Source organism: Pedococcus sp. P3_C7 (genome assembly GCF_056402615.1).
Genome location: NZ_JBFUHC010000006.1, coordinates 247,114 through 267,840, shown reverse-complemented (window position 1 = coordinate 267,840; position 20,727 = coordinate 247,114). Strand labels below are relative to the sequence as shown.

Sequence of the window (20,727 nt, the reverse complement as noted above, 5' to 3'; positions counted from 1 at the left end):
GACCATCCGCAGCCGGCTCCGGGCGTCAGCCCAGGGACGAGTAGAACTCGCAGCACGCGGCATACGTCGGGAGCAGTCCCTGCTCCTTGGCCTCGGCGAGGCTAGGCGCCTCGGCGTCCTTCGGCGAGAGCAGCGGCGTCTCCATCCCCTCGGGGAGCAGGAGCCCCACCTCCGGGTCCAGCGGGTGTATGCCGTGTTCGCGGCTCGGGGTGTAGGGAGCGGTGACGAGGTACATCGCCGTGGTGTTGTCCTCGAGCGCGGCGAACGCGTGCCCCATGCCCTCCGGCAGGTAGACCGCGCGACGGTCGATCGTGTCGAGGAGCACCGAGTCCCACTGACCGAAGGTGGGGGATCCCACCCGGATGTCGACGATGTAGTCGACCAGGGAGCCGCTCAGTGCGGTGATGTACTTCGCCTGGGAGGGCGGGACGTCGGCGAAGTGGATGCCACGGACCGTGCCGCGCGAGGAGACCGACACGTTGGTCTGCACGATCTCCGGACGGTGCCCGATCACCTCCGCCAGCCGGTCCCCGCGGTAGGACTCGAGGAAGACACCCCGGTCGTCGGGAAACTGACGTGGCGTGATCTCGAACGCGTCCGCGATCCGCAGCGGTCGGATCTCCACTAGAGCGTGCCCCGCTTCTCCTCGAGCAGCCCGGACATGTATACGCCGTAGCCGCTCTTCTCCAGCGATGCGGCCAGTGCGGCGAACTCGTCGTCGCTGAGCCAGCCGTTGCGCCAGGCGATCTCCTCGACGCAGCCGATCTTGTGCCCCTGGCGCGCTTCGACGACGTGGACGAAGTGCGCCGAGTCCATCAGTCCCTCGAAGGTGCCGGTGTCGAACCACGCGGTGCCCCGGGGGAGCACCGTGACCGAGAGGTCACCGCGCTGGAGGTAGGCGTCGTTGATCCCGGTGATCTCGAGCTCGCCGCGCGGACTCGGCTCGAGGTTCCGCGCGATCTCGACGACGTCGTTGTCGTAGAAGTACAGGCCGGGCACGGCGTAGGAGGACTTCGGCCGCTCCGGCTTCTCCTCGATCGAGAGCACCTGGCCGTCGTCGGCGAACTCCACGACGCCATAGGCCGAGGGCTCCGTGACGTGGTACGCGAAGATGTTGCCGCCGCTCACCGTGGTGTTCGACCGCAGCGCTGTGCCGAGGCCGGTGCCGTAGAAGATGTTGTCGCCGAGCACGAGGGCGACCGAGTCGTCCCCGATGAAGTCGGATCCGATGATGAACGCCTGGGCCAGGCCGTCGGGGCTGGGCTGCGCGGCATACGACAGCTCGATGCCCCACTTCGAACCGTCCCCGAGCAGTCGCTGGAACTGGCCCTGGTCGTCCGGCGTGGTGATGACCAGGACCTCGCGGATGCCGGCCATCATCAGCGTCGACAGCGGGTAGTAGATCATCGGCTTGTCATAGACGGGCATGAGCTGCTTGCTGATGCCCAGTGTGATCGGGTGCAGTCGCGTGCCGGAGCCGCCAGCCAGGATGATCCCCTTCATGGGGCGACCCTATCGGCAGCCGACGGAAGGCTCCTGCGACGCCGCCAGACCGACGGGATCATGCGGAACAGTCCCCCCAGGGCGCGGGCACGCACCCGGGTGGTCGGCGCCGGTCGCTCAGGCGCAGGCCCCTGCGACACCTCACCCTCATCCGTCCCGCGACGGTGCGCGGCCTGCGCCAGGAGGCTCGACAGGGGAGCGTTGGCGAGCATGACGGCGAGCCGGTTGCGCAGGTTGTAGAAGTAGAACCGGTCGCTGCCATGGTGTGACGATGCGCCGTGCCGGTGCACGGCGACAGCGCTCGCGACGTAGGTGACGCGGAAACCGCCGCGCCGCAGCCGCCAGCTGAGGTCGACGTCCTCGTAGTAGAGGAACAGGTCGGCCCAGAACCCGCCAACGGCCCTCACCGCACTCGTGCGCACGGCCGCGGCGCCACCACAGAACCCGAAGACGTCGGCGAACGCCGGCCCGTCGAACTGACCTTCGTCGCGCTGAAGGTAGCCACGGTCCGATCCGCGGCCTCCGGCGTCGACCACGACCCCGGTGGACTGAAGGACCCGGTCGGTCCCCTCGAGCAGGATCTTCGAGGTCGTCGCGCCCACGGCAGGATCGGCGACCAGGGGCTCGACGAGGGAACGCAGCCAGGCCGGCTCGGCGACCGCATCGTTGTTGAGCATCGCGACGTAGGGCGTGCGCACCTGCTCCAGGGCCGCGGCCATGCCACCGGCGAAACCGCGGTTCGTGGGAAGCCGCAGGAGGCGGAGGTCGGTCTGGGCGGCCACCCACTCCGCGGTGCCGTCGGTCGACGCGTTGTCGACCACCAGGACGTCGAACTCACTAGCCGCGACGTCTTGGCAGCGAAGCGACTCGATGCACTCCTTCAGCAGAGCCAGCCTGTTCCAGGTGACGACCACGGCGGTGGTCAGGGGCTGACCGCCGGTCACGAGGTGCTCTGGGGACCGCTCCAGGAACCGGCGACCTCGACGAGCCCAGTCGGTTCGAGTCCGCTGTGCGGCAGCACCTTGAGGTCGAACGCGCGCTCGCGCCAGTCGAAGACGTGGGTCGTCGACTGGTCGGTGATCGCGGCCGTGAACGACAACCGTCCCGGCACGAAGGTGACGCGGTCCATCGTGAAGTCGACGAAACCGTCTCCGGACACGCGTCCTGTCGCCACCTCGGACAGGTGGGTGTTGGGCGCGCCGATCGGCCACCCCTGCTCGGACCAGATGGCCAGACCGAAGTTGGGGTCGTCGATCGGCTCGCGGGTCGAGTAGTGGAGTCGCACGGTCAACGGTGCACCGAATTCGACTGCGACAGTAGCGTGGCCGCGTGCGTCGAGGAACTCCACGTCCGTGACGCTGGCATCGCCCGAGCCCCAGCGGTTCGGGTCGTCGGCGATGTCGGCCTGCTCCGGATCGAGGTCCTGCGCCCCCGCGAGGTCCTCTGCCCGACCGAGGTCCTCGCGGTTCACCTGCTGCAGGTAGCCGTCGATGACCTCGCGCGCCGTCCCGACCTGGCGCACCGTGCCCTCGTCGATCCACACGGCGTGGTCCGCCAGCTGTTCGACGAGGCTGAGCGAGTGCGAGACGAAGAGGATGGTCACGCCTCGTCGCCGCAGGTCGTGCAGGTGGTCGAAGCACATCCGCTGGAACTGCTCGTCGCCCACTGCCACGACCTCGTCGACGATCAGCACCTCAGGGTCGAGGTGGACCGCCACGGCGAACCCGAGGCGCACGAACATGCCTGAGCTGTAGACCTTGACGGGCTGCTCGAAGAACTCGTCCAGGCCCGAGAAGGCCTTGACGGCCTCGACATCGGCGTCCACCTCGGCGCGGCTGCGGCCGTTCATCGAGCCGGCCAGGTAGACGTTCTCGCGACCCGTCAGCTCAGGGTGGAACCCCGCCCCGAGCTCCAGGAGGGCGGTGACCCGACCGGTGACGTGCACGGTGCCGCTGCTCGGCGGGAAGATGCCGGCGATCAGCTTGAGCAGGGTGCTCTTGCCGGAGCCGTTGGCACCGATCAGCGCAAAGGTGGACCCGTGCGGGATCTCCAGGGTGATGTCGTCGAGGGCCCGGAAGTGTTCGGCACGCTGACCTCGGGGCGTCAGGACCCGGTGCTTCAGGCTGCCGGCGTGGCCGTGGTCGATCTTGAAGTCACGCGTGACGTTGGTGACGCGCACGGCATACGAGCTCATGGCACCTCCGCGACGCGGGCGGCGCGCCCGCGGAACGCCAGCCACCCGAGCAGGAGCGAGACGATGGTGAGGGCCACCATGGCCAGCACCGCGCCCGCCGAGGGCGAGCGCAGGTTCCACAGCGCGTCACGCAGCGCCTGCACGAACGGCGCGACCGGGTTGAGCGACAACAGCACGGACGGCAGCGACCCGTCCTCGAACTTCCGGTGGACGAAGTCCGGCGGATAGATGATCGGCGTCGCGAAGAACAGCAGCTGAAGTCCCACGGCCAGGAAGTGGCTGACGTCGCGGAAGGCCACGTTGAGCACGGACAGCCCCAGGCCGATCCCGAAGGCGAAGCCGCCCACGAGCACGACGATCACCGGCGCCCACAGGACCGTCCACCCGATGTTGCCGACGATGGTGAAGGTGACCACGAGGAGCACCAGCTCGACCCCGCGCTCGATCAGCGTCGCGGCGGTCAACCCCACGAGGGGCGCGATGACCGGAAAGGCCACCTTGCGCCGCAACGGGATCAGCTCGAGCAGCCCGTCGACCGTGCGCTGCAGGACGGTGGCGAAGACGTTCCAGACCACCAGCCCGGTGAACAGGTAGACGGCGAACAGCTTCAGCCCGGTGGGGGACGGCGGCATACCGCGATCGGCCCCCAGGACGATGCCGAAGACCACGGAGTACGTGGCGAGGACCGCGAGCGGCATCGCCAGCGACCAGGCCCAGCCGAAACGCGACCCCAGGAAGCGGGTCCGCAGCTCACGTCGGACGAAGTTGGACGTCAACGACGAGAACCGGAGGAGGTCGGTCAGGTGCTCGCGGTAGACCCGCGGGCCCACGATGGCCGCACTCTTCACCGACCTGTGTCACCCCACCTGCTTGGTAGCCTCTGGGGCCACTTGAATGCTCTGCCGTGACGAAGGATACGGGATGCGCCGACGACAGACGGACGATGACGGGTCGACCCTCGTGTTGTCCTCCATGCTGCGGGGGAGGGACAACGCGTTCGGTTTCCTGCGGTTGATCCTCGCCAGCGCCGTCATCGTCGACCACGCCTTCCCGCTCGGTGGCTTCGGCGAGGACCCGTTCTGGCGCTACACCCACGGCCAGAACAGCATCGGCGGGCTCGCGGTCGAGGGCTTCTTCGTCGTGAGTGGTTTCCTCATCGCACGCAGTGCCATGTCGGCCGACACGCTCCAGTTCCTGTGGCGGCGCGTCCTGCGCATCTTCCCTGCGTACTGGCTCACCCTCGTGGTCTCGGCGGCGGTCGTCGCCCCGGCGTTCTACCTGCGCCACCACGGGACGCTCGCGGGTTTCTGGACGGCTGCCTTCCCAGGGCCGCTCACGTACTTCACACGGAACTGGAACCTGCACATCGGCCAGTACGGCCTGCTCGACGTCTTCGCCGAGACCCCCTACGGGCACCAGGTCGGCTGGAGCGTCCTCAACGGGTCGCTGTGGACCCTCGAGTACGAGTTCCGCTGCTACCTGCTGGTCGGGGCGTTCGCCCTCTTCGCGATCTTCAGCCGGGCCCGGGTACTGGTCCCCGTCTCCGCGGCGGCCCTGCTCCTGCTCGGGTCCCTGTCCGCAGCGGCACCCGACGTGGCCAAGGCCATGGCCCCATGGCTGGGCGACCTCCAGTTCGTCCAGCTCGCCGCCACCTTCCTCGTCGGCAGCACCGCCGCCGTGTACGCCGACCGCCTGCCCATGAACGGACGGCTCGCCCTCGGCGGCCTCCTGGTCGGCCTGCTCGCCCTGTTCCGCGTCGGCGGGTACCACCTCATCGGCGTCCCTGCCATGGGCTACGCCCTGCTCTGGTTCGCGTATGCCGCGCCGGCGCGCGTCAAGTCGGTGGCGGCGAAGAACGACTACTCGTACGGCATCTACGTGTGGGGGTTCATCGTGCAGATGGCCCTGGCCTCCCTGGGTGTCCACCGCCTGGGGATCCTGCCCTACATCGTGATCGCCTGGTCGGTCACCTTCGCCTTCGCGTTCGCCAGCTGGCACCTCGTCGAGAAGCCGGCGCTGCGGCTGAAGTCCTGGGGACCTGGGCGGGGGCTGGCGTTCTGGCGCGGGTGGGCTCGTGGCCGACTCGAGGCGTGGGGCGACGCGCCCGCTCGCACCGCCGGGGCCGATCCGGCGGGAGTCGGTTACAGTCACGCGGGCGTTCGCGAGGAGCTCGATCCTGACGCGGCCACCATCGATCTAGGGGGATCACCACGTTGAGCAAGCTCGGACACGTCCTCGTCACCGGCGGGGCGGGATTCATCGGCTGTGCCCTCAGCCAGCTCCTGACGCCACAGGCCGACTCCTGGACAGTCCTGGACAGCCTCCACCCGCAGGTCCACCCCTCTGGGGGCAGGCCGGCGCTGCTCGCCGACGAGGCCACCCTGGTCGTCGGCGACGTGACGAAGGCCGAGGCCTGGGACGAGCTCGGCGACCTGCGGCCGGATACCGTCATCCACCTCGCCGCCGAGACGGGCACCGGGCAGTCGCTCACCGAGGCGTCCCGGCACGGCCTCGTCAACGTCGTGGGCACCACCCAGCTGACGGACTGGCTCGGGCGCGTCGACCACCTGCCGGCTCACGTCCTGCTCACCTCGAGCCGTGCCGTCTACGGCGAGGGCAGGTGGGAGCGCCCGGACGGTTCCCGGTGGTACCCGGGCCAGCGGTCCCACGACCAGCTCGAGCGCAGGCAGTGGGACTTCGAGGACGGGCACGGGCTGCCGGCCCGGGCCGACCTCACCGCCCCTGCCCCGACGAGTGTCTACGGCGCGACCAAGCTCGCGCAGGAGCACATCCTCGCCGCGTGGGCGCTCAGTCGCGGTGTGCCCCTCAGCACCTTCAGGCTGCAGAACGTCTATGGGCCGGGGCAGTCCCTGACCAACTCCTACACGGGCATCGTCACGCTGTTCTCCAGGCTGGCCAGGCGCCAGGAGGAGATCCCGCTCTACGAGGACGGCGACATCACCCGTGACTTCGTCTACATCGACGACGTCGCAGAGGCCCTCGCCGCGGGTCTGGCCCAGGCGCCAGCGGACGTGCGGGTGCTCGACGTCGGCTCGGGCAGGCCGACGACCATCGGGCAGCTGGCCACCGAGATGGCCGCCTACCACGGCGCTCCTTCGCCCGTCGTCGTGGCCAAGTTCCGCGACGGCGACGTGCGCCATGCGCTCGCCGACATCTCCACGACCCGGGCCGAGCTCGGTTGGGCGCCTGCCGTGAGCCTCACTGAGGGCGTGGGACGCCTCCAGGAGTGGGTCGAGACCGAGGAGCACGCGACCGTATGACCGCGCCAAGCCTTCAGATCCACTCGATCCTGTTCAACAACGAGGCCGAGCACGTCGAGCGCTTCCTCGGTGCCATGGCCCGGTCGATCGAGCTCGCCCGGTCCGCCGACGTGGTGGGGAGCACCCGTGTGGTCCTCGGGGACTGTGGCCCGACTCCCGCTCTGGGTGAGGAGCTCCTGCTCCGGCTGCGCGAGGAGGTCAAGGGACTCGGGATCGACGACGTCGACTACCGCTTGTTCGGCAAGAACCTCGGGTCGGCAGCAGGCCACAACGCGCTGCTCGAGGACCTCGCGAGCGACTACGTCATGATCGTGAACCCCGACACCGTGCCGTCGCCGCGCCTGGTGGAGGAGCTGTTCCAACCGTTCGGGGCACAGGCGTCGGTGGGACTGGTCGAGGCCCGCCAGCTCCCCTTCGAGCATCCCAAGCCCTACGACCCCGCCACCGGCGAGACCCCGTGGGCCACCACCGCCTGCGCCCTCGTCTCCAAGGAGGTCGTCGACCGCGTCGGCGGCTTCGACAACGAGGCGTTCTTCCTCTACTGCGACGACGTCGACTGGTCGTGGCGGATCCGGCTCGCCGGCTACCGCCTGATCCTGCGCGACAGCGCCAGGATCTTCCACGACAAGCGGCTCAACGACGACGGGACGTGGATGGTCGGCGGCGCCGAGGAGTACTACTCCGCCGAGGCCGCGTTGATGATGGCCCACAAGTGGGGCCGCCCGGACCTGGTGAAGAAGTACTCCCGTGACCTCACGGCATACGGCAGCGAGCTGCAACGCAAGTCCGTGACGACGTTCGAGGAGCGGCGCGCCGCGGGCACGCTGCCCGAACCCGTCGCCGACGCCGCGACCGTGGCCACGTTCGTGGACGGCGTCTACGCCGTGCACCGGTTCTAGGGGCGCTCGATGACTGGTGACCAGTACAAGTTCGTGTACGGCCCCGAGACGGTCTACGCCCGCGTGGTCTCGCTCGTCGAGGAGCACCATGCCCAGAACGACGGCGCGGTGCACCTGGACCTGGGCTGTGGGTTCGGGGCGATCGCCGAGCCGGTCCGCGACCTGGGGCTGACCTACGTCGGCGCCGACCTCGCCGACGCCGGGATCGCCGAGCTCAAGGGTCGGGGCTTCGAGGCTCACGAGGTCAACCTCGACGACACCGCCGGGTTGCCCGCGACACTCGAGCGCATCCTCGCGGGCCGGCCCCTCGCGAGCATCTCCATCATCGACACCCTCGAGCACGTCCTGCACGGCCCGGCCGTCCTGGCGGCCCTCGGCGAGCTGAGCCGCACCAACGGCGGCGCAGCGCTCATCCTCGGCGTGCCCAACGTCGCGCATCGTGACGTCGCCATCAAGTTGCTCCTGGGTCGGTGGGACTACACCGAGACGGGGCTGCTCGACCGCACCCACGTCGTGCACCACACGGAGGACCTGGTCGACCGGTGGACCAGGGCCGCCGGATGGCGCGAGGTCGGGGAGGCAGACTTCAACCTGCACCTGAGCGACCAGCACTTCCCGCCCGACAACGTCGCCCTCTCGGACTCCACCGAGCTCGGCGCGTTCCTGCGCAGCCTCACGCAGCGTGCCCATGGGCACTCCGAGACCAACCAGCTCGTCCGGGCCTACCTCCCCGGAGCCCCTCGAGGGTCAGCCTGGCCGGAACCGCATGAGGGCGAGGGCCCGTTCCTCTCCGTGATCATGCGAACCCAGGGACGCCGGCCCGAGGCCATGCGCGACGCGCTCACCTGCCTGATGGGCCAGACCAACCAGGACTTCGAGCTCATCGTGCTACCGCACCGGGTCAGCTACGAGCGACAGCTCGTCGTGGAGCGGATGATCGACGACCTCCCGGAGGGGCTGCGCTCGCGCAGCCGCGTCATCGCGGTCGACACGGGCGGTCGCTCGCGACCCCTCAACGTGGGAGTCGAGGCGGCCCGCGGCCAGTACATCGCGATCCTCGACGACGACGACCTCGTGCTCGGTCACTGGGTCCAGACGTTTGCGACCATGGCGGCACGCAAGCCCGGGCGCCTGCTGCGTGCGGTGGCGGTGGAGCAGGACATCACGGAGCAGCCTGCGACGACCGGTGCTTCCGTCGGGCACCGCACCGTGTCGGCCGTCCGCAAGAACTTCGAGTCCACGTTCGACCTCTACGACCACTTCACCGAGAACCAGTCCCCGCCCGTGTCGGTGGCGTTCCCCCGCAGCGTCTTCCGCGACCTCGGCGTGCGTTTCGACGAGGCGCTCAACGTCCTCGAGGACTGGGACGTGCTGCTCCAGACCGCGCTGGTCGCGGGGGTGGCCCAGTCGCCGCACGTCACGAGCGTGTACCGACGTTGGCTCGTCGGCGAGGCCTCACACACGCTGCACGACGAGCGCGAGTGGAAGGCCACCGAGGACGCCATCGTCTATCGGCTGGACCGGGGCCTGCACGTGTTCCCGCCGGGGACGATCGCCCGGATCCGCGCCGCCAGGACCGGCGGATCCGAGTGGGACCCGACCGCTCATGCCTGGGTCCGCAAGCTGGAGGGCGACATCGCCGAGCTCCGGGGCGCCCTGCTGGCAGCCGAGCAGGATGCGGCCGACCTGCGGACGTCCCGCTCGTGGCGCGTGATGGCGCCGGTGCGAGCATCGGGACGCGTGCTGCGCAAGCTCACGGGCGGCCAAGCAGCCCGCTGACGAGCCGCCCGCTGACGAGCCGCCCGCGGCCCCCTCGCTCGACAACGACAGCGACTACCGACTGCCGCCTACCGACTGCCGACTACCGTGCGCGCAGCGCGCGGAGCACCTTCTTGACCGGGGGCCCCACCGGGGTGCCGGCCAGGGCGACGCGGGACCGGTGCAGCCGCCGCGCGGCATACCCCTTCACCCGGACGCGGAAGGGTCGGTGGGTGAGGGCGAAGAACTCGAGGTCGCGCAGCCGCGTCGCCGAACCGGGGGCCAGGGCGACCGCTGAGGAGTCGAGACCGTCGAGCACGCGGGTGCGCACCTCTCCCCAGCTCGCCTCCGGGAGCTCGGCGAACGAGTTCTCGGCGTGCGGCCACACCCGGTAGACCGCGGTGATCTCGGGCGAGGACGCAACGCCGAGCCGCAGGGCCGACCGCAGCAGCAGGTCCCAGTCCTCTAGCACGGGCAGCTCGGTGTCCCACCGCAGGTTCCAGACGTGCGCCTGGCGGCTCAGTGCCCACGAGTGGATGGGGGAGTGGTTGTCGACGAGATGGCTCACCAGGTCGAACGTGCTCATCCAGCGTTTCTCGACCGGGGCGACCGCGCGGAATCCCGCAGGTGACAGTGGGAGGAGCTCCATGGCCTGGGCCACGGCGCAGGCGCGCAGCACCGTCGGCCGTCCGGCCGCGACGGCCAGCTCCCTGAAGGTCTGGACCCAGTGGCCCAGGACGAGGTCGTCGTCGTCGAGGGCCGCGAGGTAGGCGCCGCGGGCGCGGCGATGGCCCTCGACCAGACCGGCGGCGCGACCGCCGCCCAGCACCTCGACGGCCTGCACGCGGCCACGGAACTGCGCCGGAAGGCCCTGCACCAGCTCGAGCAGGCCCTGCCAGCCCTCGGGAGCCGGGTCGTGGGCCAGGACGAGCACCTCGAAGTCGTCGTCGGTCTGCCCCTGGAGGCACGCCAGGACGTCCACCAGCGTCTCCAGCCGCCGGGGAGTCGCCTGGGTGCGGACGAGGACGGACAGGAACGGCCCGCCGTCGTCGTGCCCTGGCTGGCTCCGGGCGGTCTCCGGGACGTAGGTGCGCACCAGCGGCTGACCCTCGCCGGGGAGGCCGACCTCGGAGCGCACCTGGTCGATCGCCGCGACGAGCCCTCCCGCGACGACGGAAGGCGCGCGGGGAGAGGGCTCCCGGTCCCAGGCGTACCCAGCTTGCGCGAGCCTGGCGTCGACGTCTGCCACGGCCTCGCCGGGCCAGGAAGGAGCCTGCCCGAGCAGGGCGGCGACGACCTCGGACGTGGGCACGGGGTCTGCCGCGAGGACCACGATCACGGCCGGGTTGCTCGACGCGGCCTCTGCCACCATGCCGGCGTCCGGCAGTCCGTCGGTGACGGACAGGACCACGGTGGGCGACTCGGGGTCATCGGCCCGCCACCCCTGGGGCGCGGTCGCAGGCAGCACCCCGAGCACCCGCGCTCGCGGATGACTGGCGTAGACCCCACCCAAGTTCTCCCACACGAGCAGCGATCCTCCCATGACCCACCACGCCAGCCGACTACCGTTCGTCCGGAAAGGTGGTGGAGGCCCGGTGCAGGTGCGTCTGCTGTTGGAACAGACCCGCTCGCCCGTGCCGGGCGGGACCGGCAGGTATGCCGCCGAGCTGGCTCGGGCGCTGGCCCTCGCCTGCGCTCCGGAGGACGAGCTGGTGGGCGTGTTCGCGACGGCCGGGCCCGTCCCCGACCACCTTCACCGCCACGAGACGATCGGGATCCCGGCAAAGGGTCTCGCGCGACTGTGGGAGCGCGGGGTCGGACCGCGCCTGCGCGGCGCTGGGGTCGTCCACGCCCCCACCCTGCTCGTGCCGCCGACGGGGCGGTCCCATGCCCTGGTGGTGACCATCCACGACGTCGTGCCCTGGACCCATCCCGAGACGCTCACGGCCCGCGGGGTCGCCTTCCACCGGCGGATGGGCGCCCGGGCGGCCGCCGAGGCCGACGTCATCGTCACGCCGACGCAGGCCGTTGCCTCCAGGGTGGTCGAGCTGCTCGCGCCGACGGGTGAGGTGGTGGTGGTGCCCCTCGGGGTCACCCGCCTCGAGGGGGACGTGCAGCACGAGTCCGGTCCACCTGCCGACCCCGGGTACGTCCTGTTCGTCGGCACGGCCGAACCCCGCAAGGGGTTGGACGTGCTGCTCGCGGCGATGGCGCAGCCGGCCCTGGCCCAGGGCCGCCTCGTCGTGGTCGGCCCGCACGGATGGGGAGGCGTGGACGTCCCCTCGATGGCTGCCGGGCTGGGTGTGTCGGACCGTGTCCACGTGGCAGGCCGGGTGTCGGACGCGGACCTGCATCGCTGGTATGCCGGTGCGGCCGTGGTTGCCGTGCCGTCGCGCTCCGAGGGCTTCGGGCTACCGGTCGTGGAGGCCATGGCGGCCGGGACCCCGGTGGTGACGAGCGACGATGCAGCCCTCGTGGAGGTGGGCGGTGGGGCTGCCGTCGTCGTCCCCGTCGGCGACTCGCAGGCCCTGGCGGAGGCGCTCGGGTCGGTGCTCGCCGACTCAGGGCTGGCCGCCGGCCTCTCCGCGCGGGGACTGGAGCGCAGCCGGCTGTTCGAGTGGCACGAGGTAGGTTCGCGGATGTGGCAGATCTACGCAGGGGCGTTGTCCCGGAGGGGCGCGCGACCGGCGTGAAGGTCCTGGTCGACGCCAGTGCCCTGCCCGCCCAGCGCGGGGGCGTGGGGCGTTACGTCGACGAGCTCATCGCGGGGCTCGCGTCGCTGGACGTCGAGGTGCTCGTGGCCTGCCAGCGCCGGGACGCCACCTCCTACGAGCACCTGGTCGGTCGCCACCGGACCCTCGTCGTGCCGTCGTGGGCCCAGAGTCCTGCGGCCCGGCTGCTCTGGGAGCAGGTGGGTCTGCCCCGCCTCGTCGCACGCCACCAGCCGGACGTCGTCCACTCTCCCCACTACACGCTGCCGCTCTTCCTCGGTCGCGCCCGCCCGGCGCGCGTGGTCACCCTCCACGACGCGACCTTCTTCAGCCACCCTGAGGTCCACGGACCGGTCAAGCGCAGGTTCTTCCGGGCGTGGACACGGGCGGCGACTCGCGTGGCCGACGCAGTGGTGGTGCCGAGCGCGGCGACCGCCGACGAGGTCGTCGCGCACACTGGCGCCGACCGCAGTCGCCTGGTGGTGATCCCCCACGGCGTGGATCTCGAGACGTTCCGTCCGCCCACGACTGCCGAGATCGCGGAGGCGCGGGAGTGGCTGGGGCTCGGCTCCGCGGCATACATCGTCTTCCTCGGCACGATCGAGCCCAGGAAGAACGTCCCCGCCCTGGTTCGCGCCTACGTGCAGGCCTGCAGCGAGCGCCCGGAACCGCCGGTTCTCGTCCTCGCGGGGGCCGCAGGGTGGGAGACCACGCTCGATGGCGACCTGGCCGCGGTGCCGCCGCCGCTGAGCGTGCTGCGCACCGGTTTCGTCCCCGACGGGATGGTGCACGCCGTGCTCGGCGGGGCCGAGGTGATGGCCTATCCGAGCCTCGGTGAGGGCTTCGGGTTGCCGGTGCTGGAGGCCATGGCGGCGGGTGTCGCCGTGCTCACGACCCGCGAGCTGGCCCTCCCCGAAGTCGGGGGAGAGGCGGTGGCCTACGCCGCTTCGCCCGATGCGGACGACATCGCTGACGCGCTCACCCGACTCCTGGACGATCCCGACCTGCGGGCCGCAATGCGCACTGATGGGGCATCTCGGGCCCTACAGTTCTCGTGGAGTCGCGCGGCCGCGCGGCACCTCGAGGCCTATGGGACGGCCTGTTCTTCACGACTGGCGCGATAGCAGAGGGGGCGCTCGTGAACACGATGACCAAGGTTCGGCTGCTCGTGGTGACGTACTCACCGGGGGTTTTCCTGGACGAGCTGCTGGACTCGTTGGCCGAGGCGACGCAACACCCGGTGCCTGTCACCCTGATCGACAACGGGTCCACCGACGGCTCGCCGGAACGCGCCCGAGGCCGCAGTGGTGTCCAGCTCGTCAGCTCCGGCGGCAACCTCGGCTACGGCCGGGCTGCCAACCTCGGTGCCGAGGGCAGGGACGAGGAATGGTTCATCATCGCCAACCCCGACGTGCGCTTCGAGCCGGAGTCGATCGACCGGTTGCTCGACGCCACGGAGCGCTGGCCCCGAGCAGGAGCGCTCGGGCCAGGCATCGTCACCGATGAAGGTCTGCTCTACCCGTCTGCTCGCCAGATCCCACGACTGCACAACGGGGTCGGCCACGCCCTCCTGGGCTGGGCCTGGCCCAACAACCCCTGGACGGCGCGCTACCGGCGCGAGCGTCACGACCCGGTCGAGGGCCGGGTGGGTTGGCTCTCCGGGGCTTGTCTCCTCCTGCGCCGCGAGGCGTTCGAGGCGGTCGGGGGATTCGACTCCGCGTACTTCATGTACTTCGAGGACGTCGACCTGTGCGAACGACTCGCCGAGGCGGGCTGGGACGTCGTGTACGTGCCCGACTCGGTCGTGGTCCACCACGGCGGTCACGCGACCAACCGGGACCGCATGGGCATGTCCCGCGTTCACCACGCCAGCGCCTACCGCTACCTCGCCCGGCGGTACTCCTCCCCCCGCCAGCTACCCCTGCGGCTGATCATCCGACTCGGGCTGGCGCTACGCTACCTCGCGTCACGGCGGAGCAAGCGGGTGTTCCACGGCGCACCCCCCACCCGTCCGGCGGACTCGCTCCCAGACGTCGAACCCGCACTGATCGCAGAGCTCGATCACGGGACCCGGCCCGCCTCCACCACGTAGGAGAAATCGTGAAGGTCCTCGTCACCGGCGCCGCCGGGTTCATCGGCTCGAACTTCGTCATCAGGGCCCGCCAGGTCCGCCCCGACTGGCGGCTGACCGTCCTGGACTCGATGACGTATGCCGCGAACCTCACCTCGCTCGACCCCGTGATCGGCGAGGTCGACGTGGTGAAGGGCTCGGTGACCGACGCCGACCTCGTGGACGAGCTGGTCGCCGCCCACGACCTCGTCATCCACTTCGCCGCGGACTCGCACAACGACAACTCCCTGGACGACCCGTGGCCGTTCATCGACACCAACATCATCGGCACCTACCAGCTCATCCAGGCGGTGCGCCGGCACGACAAGCGGATCCACCACATCTCCACCGACGAGGTCTACGGCGACCTCGAGCTCGACGACCCGGCCAAGTTCACCGAGACCACGCCACTCAACCCCTCGAGCCCCTACTCGGCGTCGAAGGCCAGTGCCGACCTGCTGGTCCGCGCCTGGATCCGCTCCTTCGGGCTCAAGGCGACGCTGTCGAACTGCTCGAACAACTACGGCCCGCGCCAGCACCCCGAGAAGTTCATCCCCCGACAGATCACCGGGATCATCGACGGGGTGAAGCCCAAGCTCTACGGAGCCGGCGCCAACGTCCGCGACTGGATCCACGTCGACGACCACAACGACGCCGTGATCACCATCGTCGAGCAGGGCCGGCTCGGGGAGACCTACCTCATCGGGGCCGACGGCGAGATGAACAACAGGGACGTCGTGGCGCTGATCCTCGACCTGATGGGCAAGCCGGCCGACTGGTTCGACCACGTCCCGGACCGCCCGGGCCACGACCTGCGGTACGCGATCGACGCCACCAAGCTGCGGGCCGAGACCGACTGGCGGCCGGCCCACCCCGACGTCCGTTCGGGCCTCGAGGACACCATCGCCTGGTACCAGGACAACCAGGACTGGTGGCGCACGGCCAAGGTCGTCGCCGAGGCGCGGTACGACCGGCTCGGCCGCTGATGACGCGCTGGCTGGTGACCGGCGCGGGCGGCATGCTCGGCCTCGACCTGCAGGTGACGCTGGCGCTCGCCGGTGTCCCGGACGACGACGTCACCGCGCTCACCCGGTCCGACCTGGACATCACCGACGCCGATGCCGTGCGTGATGCCGTGCGGGGCCATGACGTCGTGGTGAACTGCGCGGCATACACGGCAGTTGACGACGCGGAAAGCCATGAAGGGCAAGCTTTTTCGGTCAACGCGGTGGGCGCGGCCAACGTCGCAGACGCGTGCCGAGCAGTCGGAGCACGCCTCGTCCACATCTCGACGGACTATGTGTTCGCCGGCGACGCGACCGAGCCGTATGCCGAGGACGCACCTCTGGTGCCGCTGTCCGCCTACGGGCGGACCAAGGCCGCAGGGGAGTGGGCGGTGCAGGCGCGGTGCCCCCAGGCGTGGATCGTCCGGACGGCCTGGTTGTACGGCGCCGGGGGCCCGAACTTCGTGAAGACCATGGCGAGGCTGGCCGACCGGCACGAGACCCTCAACGTCGTCGACGACCAGACCGGCCAGCCGACCTGGACGATGGACGTCGCCCAGGCGATCCTGCGGCTCGTGGACGAGTCGGCGCCGTTCGGCGTGTGGCACGCCACCAGCCAGGGAGAGACGACCAAGTTCGGACTCACCCAGGAGATCTTCCGGGGGCTGGGGCTCGACCCGGAGAGGGTGCGGCCGACGTCCAGCGACGCGTTCCCGCTCCCGGCACCGCGCCCCACCTACAGCGTGCTGGGGCACGACTCCTGGCGGATGGCACGCCTCGCACCCCTGCCGCCCTGGCAGGAGAGCCTCGCCGCGTCCTTGGCCGACGTCGTCGCAGACGCGGTGGCCCAGGAGCCGAAGGCCTAACGGAGCCGGCGAGCGCGACCCAGAGCCCTCGGCAGCGAGGCCAGCGCGCGACCCCAGCGTCGACAATGGAGCAGCACGAGTCGCCCGCGGCCCAGGTCCGCTGCAAGGTGCGATCCGACGAGGTACTCGGGCGACGGGAGGAGGGCTCGACGGAGCACTCCCGGGCGTTCGCGCCAGGGCGAACGCCGCAGCTCCACGAGCCACATCGTCGATCGCCCGAACCCCTGCTGACGCGCTCGCCAGTCCGCCACCCGTGCTGAGTACCGTGGGCCGTCCGTCGCGACGACCGCACCCACGTGCCCGAGGAACGAGTCTGCGGAGTCCGACGAACCCGTTGCGGCCGCCAGGTCTGCCAGCTGCGCGAGCAGGTCAGGTGGCCAGCCGGCCACGGTCGCCTCCAGGTGGGCCAGGTCCTGCTGGCTCGTCACCTTGCCCGGGTCCCGCAGCGCGTGGAGCGCGACGACGAGGGCCTGCCCCTGCACCGAGGGGCTCGGCACCGAGCGCCCTGCGACGTCCACCGTGGTGCTGGTGCCCCACAACGCCTCGAACACCTCGGCCTCCGGCGCCAGGAACCCCGGGAAGGAGAAGTGCACGTCCAGGTCGCACGGCCAGTCCGGGTGGATGAAGTGCGCGGAGTGTTCAAACGCGAGGTCGGCCGCGCGACGCAGTCCCGTGGCCGCGATGCGTCGCTGCCACCCGGACCCTTCCAGGGCGGCGCACAGGGCGACGAACCCGGCCCGGTCGGCGAGGATGTCCACGTCGGTGGAGGCTCGGTCGGGCCGGGCGCCCAGTGCAACGGCCGTCGGCCCCTTGATGAAGAGCACCCGGGCACCCACCTGGTTGGCCAGGCGCGCCACGAGGGCGTGCGCGAGCAGCACGCCCTCGGTCATCGACAGCATGGACTCCGGCACCCCGTCAGTATGCGGCTGCCGCGGATCAGGGTGCCCCGTTTGAGCTCCCCCTCCGCCGTTCGTGCCACGGGACTCTCGCTAAGGTCGGTCCATGCTCGCCGTCTACGCTGCCCGCCAGTCCGCCGACGACCCGCTGTCCGGCCTCGAGGTCGGCGAGCGGCCCGACCCGCAGCCGCGCGAGGGGTGGACGACCGTCACGCTCCGGGCCGCCGGACTGAACCACCACGACGTCTGGTCGCTGCGCGGCGTCGGGCTGTCCGCGGACCGCCTCCCGATGATCCTCGGTTGCGATGGCGCCGGGATCGACGAGGAGGGCAACGAGGTCATCGTCCACGCGGTCGTGCCCAGCGACGGGTGGCGGGGCGACGAGACGCTCGACCCGCGCCGCACCCTCCTCTCCGAGCTGCACGACGGGACCCTCGCCCAGAAGGTCGCCGTCCCGACCTCGAACCTCGTCGCGAAGCCTGCGGACCTGCCGTGGACGCACGCCGCCTGCCTCTCGACGGCCTGGCTCACGGCATACCGGATGCTCTTCAGCAATGCGGGACTCACGCCCGGTGCGACCGTCCTGGTCCAGGGAGCCGGCGGCGGGGTGGCCACTGCCCTGGTCCAGCTCGGTGCTGCGGCGGGTTACCGGATGTGGGTCACCAGCCGCGACGAGGAGAAGGGGCGGCTGGCGGTGGGGATCGGTGCGGACCGCGCCTTCGGGAACGGCGAACGGCTCCCCGACCGCGTCGACGCCGTCATGGAGACCGTCGGCGCCGCCACCTGGTCGCACTCCGTGAACTCGCTCAAGCCGGGCGGGACGATCGTCATCTCCGGCGCCACGTCCGGCGATGCCCCGAGCAAGGCCGAGCTGACCAAGATCTACTTCAAGCAGCTGCGGGTCGTCGGGTCGACCATGGGGACGCGCACCGAGCTCGAACGGCTCACGCAGCTCGTGGTGCAGCAGCGGATCGAGCCGGTGATCGACACGACCCTGCCGCTCGACCGGGCGCGGGAGGGCTTCGCCAAGATGGCGGCCGGCGACGTGTTCGGCAAGGTCGTGTTCACCGTCGGATCCTGACGGAGCACCTCCCTGAGAGGGGCCTGAGGCCGATTAGGGATCTGGCCGACACAGGCGTATCAAGGGGAGATGGAACAGTTCCCCTCTTCACCGGACGACATCATCGACTCGAGGTGGACACACAATCCCAAGGCGGTTGCCCCGGTCCCGCACGGTCACACCCGCCGCAACCCTCCGGGGCCCGACCTCGACGCCGAGATGCGGGCTGTCGTCAACCCGTGGCTCATCGGTGACCGCAGCGCGATCGAGACCCTGGCCCAGCTGCGCGCCCTGGCGGACCGGCACCTCTAGGACTCGTCAGCTCGGCGAGATCTGCAGCCAGTCGTACCAGCCGTTGTGCAGCACCAGCCAGGCGATGAGGCCGTATCCCGCCTGTCCCGGGTGGTGGGCGATCCGGCTCGCCGCCAGGTCGCTCTGCCACTGCTCGTGACCGAGGAGCGGACGGAAACAGTCCACGAACGGCACCCCACGGCGGGCGCAGACATCGGCCTGCGCCTCCACGAGCACGTCGAGCTTGGCGTTGATCTCGGAGTCGTCGGTCGGCGTCGGGCTCGCCACGAACGTCCCGATACCTGCGCTGGCCGCGTCGTCGAGGATGTTGGCGAGGTTGAGGCGGTGCCGGGCCAGGGTCACGCCGGTGGCCGCGTCGTTGCCGCCGACCGAGACGACCAGCCGCTTCTCGGCGCGTCCCGCCCAGCGGGGCGCGCACTCCGCCTTCCAGCGGGCCAGCACGTCAGCCGTGGTGTCGCCCCGCACCCCCAGGTTGTAGGCCGTGAGCTCGAGGTCGGGGTGGTGCGTCCGGCCGGCCACGCGGGAGACCCAGCCCTGTCCCTTGGGGTCACCCACTCCGACGACGAGCGAGTCGCCGACGAAGACGATCCCCACGTCGCGGGGACCGTCGGAGGCAACCTGGAACTCGGCGCTCGGGGTGAAGGTGGGGTCGCTCACGCGTCAGTCCTCGTCGTCGTCGAGCCGGGCCAGCCAGGTGGCCAGGCGCTCGACGGGGGTCTCGAAATCGGGATTCAGGTCCACGAAGGTCCGCAGCTGGTCGGCCAACCACTCGAAGGAGACCTCTTCTTCCCCTCGGCGAGCGACCAGCTCCTCGATGCCGCGATCCGTGAAGTACACGACTGCAAGGTTAACGGGGGTATGCCGCGTGGCTGAGCCAGCCACGCGGCATACCCGGGGCAGTGTGGCGCGGTTGTGCGCCGACGACCACGGTCGGCGACCCGGATCGGACGCCCTGCGGAGGATGCGCATGGCAGGGGACCGGCGCTGTGACCCTGGTCGTCCGCCCACGAGGCTGTGGACAGAGTCGTGGGCGTGCGTCGCGGTCGGGCCAGACTCGCAGCGTGAACGCAGTGGAGGCGCTGGGCCGACTGGGGGGCGCCGCCACCCGGGCCGAGGTCATCGCGGCGAGTGACCGGCGGACCTTCGAGAACGCCCTGCGTGCCGGGTTGGTCGAGCGGGTGGCCCGGGGCCGCTATGCCCTTCCGACGGCAACGAGTGCGCGGCGGATGGCAGTGCAGCTCCGAGGCACCTCCGTCCTGCTGAGCGCCGCGGCACACCATGGTTGGGCGCTCAAGTGGCAACCCCGGGCACCTCAGATCGCGGTCGGGCGCGGTCGCAAGCTCACCGCCGACCAACGTGGGTCGGCGCAGGTGACGTGGGTGAACCTGCCTGATGCCGACGTCGATGGACTGGTGACGGGGCCAGTGCGGACCGTGATCGACTGCGCGGCGCGGCTGCCGTTCGACGAGGGGCTCGCCGTCGCCGACTCCGCGCTGCGCGACGGCACGGTGACCGGGGCCGAGCTCGCTCGGGCAGTGGCGGCACTCCCCGCCCGGGGTCCTCGCCGCAAGGTGGCGCGGGTGGTGGAGCTGGCGGATCCCCGGGCAGCAAACCCGTTCGAGTCGGTGTTGCGGGCGATCGCGCTCGAGGTCCCCGGGCTCTCGGTCGTGCCGCAGGTCCGCATCGACCGCAACGGGCGCTGGGTGGGCCGGGTGGACCTGGCCGACGTCAGCCTGAAGATCGTGCTCGAGGCGGACAGCTACGAGTTCCACGGGGAGGGCGAGCTGTTCGAGAAGGACTGCGTGCGGTACGACGAGCTGGTGGCCGACGGCTGGTTGGTGCTGCGGTTCCCTTGGGCGCGGGTGATGACCAGGCCGGCGTGGGTGGCGGAGATGATCGCGGCCGCTGTGGCCATCCGGCGAGAGGAGCTGGCCCTGCGCGAAGAACTGCGACGGGCTCGCCTCCGGGTGGCCGCGTGACCTCGTGGCAGGACGACCGTGGTCAGGGGCGGCTCGACGAGGGTGTGCTCAGGGCGGCGCCATCACGCGACCGGGGCACGGACCGTGGTCGTCCGCCCACGGCTGCCAGGCCACAGACGCAGGTATGCCGCGTGGCTGGGCCAGCCACGCGGCA

At 70.8% G+C, this 20,727-nt stretch carries 21 protein-coding genes; 12 read left to right on the top strand and 9 right to left on the bottom strand.

What is annotated here, in order from left to right; translation table 11 throughout:
- Positions 1-25: 25 nt before the first annotated feature.
- From AC1DS4_RS09580 to AC1DS4_RS09560, 5 genes are read right to left on the bottom strand one after another with little or no spacing between them, the layout of a single operon-like run.
- Entirely contained in the window at positions 26-625 is a 600-nt protein-coding gene (locus tag AC1DS4_RS09580) for a dTDP-4-dehydrorhamnose 3,5-epimerase family protein (protein WP_477632440.1), read from the bottom strand.
- Entirely contained in the window at positions 625-1,503 is an 879-nt protein-coding gene (gene rfbA / locus AC1DS4_RS09575; RefSeq protein ID WP_477632441.1) for a glucose-1-phosphate thymidylyltransferase RfbA, read from the bottom strand. The genes AC1DS4_RS09580 and rfbA overlap by 1 nt, the downstream gene beginning before the upstream one ends.
- The gene (locus tag AC1DS4_RS09570) at positions 1,500-2,447 is read right to left on the bottom strand and encodes a glycosyltransferase family 2 protein (RefSeq protein WP_477632442.1); all 948 of its coding nucleotides are present in this window, start codon (positions 2,445-2,447) and stop codon (positions 1,500-1,502) included. Before AC1DS4_RS09570 ends, rfbA begins: the two co-directional genes overlap by 4 nt.
- A complete protein-coding gene (locus AC1DS4_RS09565; RefSeq protein WP_477632443.1) occupies positions 2,444-3,697 on the bottom strand; it encodes an ABC transporter ATP-binding protein in 1,254 nt (417 codons plus the stop codon). Before AC1DS4_RS09565 ends, AC1DS4_RS09570 begins: the two co-directional genes overlap by 4 nt.
- Positions 3,694-4,545, bottom strand: coding sequence for an ABC transporter permease (locus AC1DS4_RS09560; protein WP_477623263.1), 852 nt, complete (start codon positions 4,543-4,545; stop codon positions 3,694-3,696). The genes AC1DS4_RS09565 and AC1DS4_RS09560 overlap by 4 nt, the downstream gene beginning before the upstream one ends.
- Positions 4,546-4,618: 73 nt before the next feature.
- Between AC1DS4_RS09560 and AC1DS4_RS09555 the strand changes: the two genes are divergently transcribed.
- Genes AC1DS4_RS09555 through AC1DS4_RS09540 form a run of 4 tightly spaced genes read left to right on the top strand, consistent with a single transcriptional unit; the run spans position 4,619 to position 9,656 of the window.
- Positions 4,619-5,914: an acyltransferase family protein gene (locus tag AC1DS4_RS09555; protein WP_477632444.1), complete on the top strand. Its 1,296-nt coding sequence runs from the start codon at positions 4,619-4,621 to the stop codon at positions 5,912-5,914.
- The gene (locus AC1DS4_RS09550; RefSeq protein WP_477632445.1) at positions 5,911-6,978 is read left to right on the top strand and encodes an NAD-dependent epimerase/dehydratase family protein; all 1,068 of its coding nucleotides are present in this window, start codon (positions 5,911-5,913) and stop codon (positions 6,976-6,978) included. The genes AC1DS4_RS09555 and AC1DS4_RS09550 overlap by 4 nt, the downstream gene beginning before the upstream one ends.
- Entirely contained in the window at positions 6,975-7,877 is a 903-nt protein-coding gene (locus tag AC1DS4_RS09545; RefSeq protein WP_477632446.1) for a glycosyltransferase family 2 protein, read from the top strand. Before AC1DS4_RS09550 ends, AC1DS4_RS09545 begins: the two co-directional genes overlap by 4 nt.
- A 9-nt stretch (positions 7,878-7,886) precedes the next feature.
- Positions 7,887-9,656, top strand: a complete 1,770-nt coding sequence (locus AC1DS4_RS09540; RefSeq protein ID WP_477623267.1) for a methyltransferase domain-containing protein — start codon at positions 7,887-7,889, stop codon at positions 9,654-9,656.
- Between the two features lie 82 nt (positions 9,657-9,738).
- Here the strand turns inward: AC1DS4_RS09540 and AC1DS4_RS09535 are convergent, their stop codons facing one another.
- On the bottom strand, positions 9,739-11,160 hold the full coding sequence (locus tag AC1DS4_RS09535; protein WP_477632447.1) for a glycosyltransferase: 1,422 nt from the start codon (positions 11,158-11,160) through the stop codon (positions 9,739-9,741).
- Between the two features lie 70 nt (positions 11,161-11,230).
- Between AC1DS4_RS09535 and AC1DS4_RS09530 the strand changes: the two genes are divergently transcribed.
- From AC1DS4_RS09530 to rfbD, 5 genes are read left to right on the top strand one after another with little or no spacing between them, the layout of a single operon-like run.
- Positions 11,231-12,328, top strand: coding sequence for a glycosyltransferase family 4 protein (locus AC1DS4_RS09530; RefSeq protein ID WP_477632448.1), 1,098 nt, complete (start codon positions 11,231-11,233; stop codon positions 12,326-12,328).
- Positions 12,325-13,470: a glycosyltransferase family 4 protein gene (locus tag AC1DS4_RS09525; RefSeq protein ID WP_477632449.1), complete on the top strand. Its 1,146-nt coding sequence runs from the start codon at positions 12,325-12,327 to the stop codon at positions 13,468-13,470. The genes AC1DS4_RS09530 and AC1DS4_RS09525 overlap by 4 nt, the downstream gene beginning before the upstream one ends.
- 23 nt (positions 13,471-13,493) lie before the next feature.
- Complete coding sequence (locus AC1DS4_RS09520; protein ID WP_477632457.1) at positions 13,494-14,438, top strand: glycosyltransferase family 2 protein; 945 nt, start codon at positions 13,494-13,496, stop codon at positions 14,436-14,438.
- 8 nt (positions 14,439-14,446) lie between these two features.
- Positions 14,447-15,442, top strand: coding sequence for a dTDP-glucose 4,6-dehydratase (gene rfbB, locus AC1DS4_RS09515; RefSeq protein WP_477632450.1), 996 nt, complete (start codon positions 14,447-14,449; stop codon positions 15,440-15,442).
- Positions 15,442-16,326, top strand: coding sequence for a dTDP-4-dehydrorhamnose reductase (gene rfbD / locus AC1DS4_RS09510; RefSeq protein WP_477632451.1), 885 nt, complete (start codon positions 15,442-15,444; stop codon positions 16,324-16,326). Before rfbB ends, rfbD begins: the two co-directional genes overlap by 1 nt.
- On the opposite strand, the gene AC1DS4_RS09505 is transcribed toward rfbD, so the two are convergent.
- Entirely contained in the window at positions 16,323-17,237 is a 915-nt protein-coding gene (locus AC1DS4_RS09505; protein WP_477632452.1) for a nucleotidyltransferase family protein, read from the bottom strand. The two genes, rfbD and AC1DS4_RS09505, sit on opposite strands and share 4 nt — an antisense overlap.
- Before the next feature lie 91 nt (positions 17,238-17,328).
- Here AC1DS4_RS09505 and AC1DS4_RS09500 point away from each other — a divergent pair, with 91 nt between their 5' ends.
- A complete protein-coding gene (locus AC1DS4_RS09500; RefSeq protein WP_477632453.1) occupies positions 17,329-18,303 on the top strand; it encodes a zinc-binding dehydrogenase in 975 nt (324 codons plus the stop codon).
- A gap of 69 nt (positions 18,304-18,372) precedes the next feature.
- Positions 18,373-18,594: a hypothetical protein gene (locus tag AC1DS4_RS09495; protein WP_477615987.1), complete on the top strand. Its 222-nt coding sequence runs from the start codon at positions 18,373-18,375 to the stop codon at positions 18,592-18,594.
- Between the two features lie 6 nt (positions 18,595-18,600).
- Here AC1DS4_RS09495 and AC1DS4_RS09490 read toward each other — a convergent pair whose 3' ends face one another.
- Together AC1DS4_RS09490 and AC1DS4_RS09485 are read right to left on the bottom strand one after the other, a co-directional pair.
- Positions 18,601-19,251 (bottom strand): GDSL-type esterase/lipase family protein, encoded by a 651-nt coding sequence (locus tag AC1DS4_RS09490; protein WP_477615988.1) that lies wholly within the window; start codon positions 19,249-19,251, stop codon positions 18,601-18,603.
- A 3-nt stretch (positions 19,252-19,254) separates the two neighbouring features.
- A complete protein-coding gene (locus AC1DS4_RS09485; RefSeq protein ID WP_140741227.1) occupies positions 19,255-19,431 on the bottom strand; it encodes a DUF6104 family protein in 177 nt (58 codons plus the stop codon).
- A gap of 224 nt (positions 19,432-19,655) precedes the next feature.
- On the opposite strand from AC1DS4_RS09485, the gene AC1DS4_RS09480 reads away from it, so the two are divergent.
- Entirely contained in the window at positions 19,656-20,573 is a 918-nt protein-coding gene (locus AC1DS4_RS09480) for a DUF559 domain-containing protein (RefSeq protein WP_477632454.1), read from the top strand.
- The last annotated feature ends 154 nt before the right edge of the window (positions 20,574-20,727 follow it).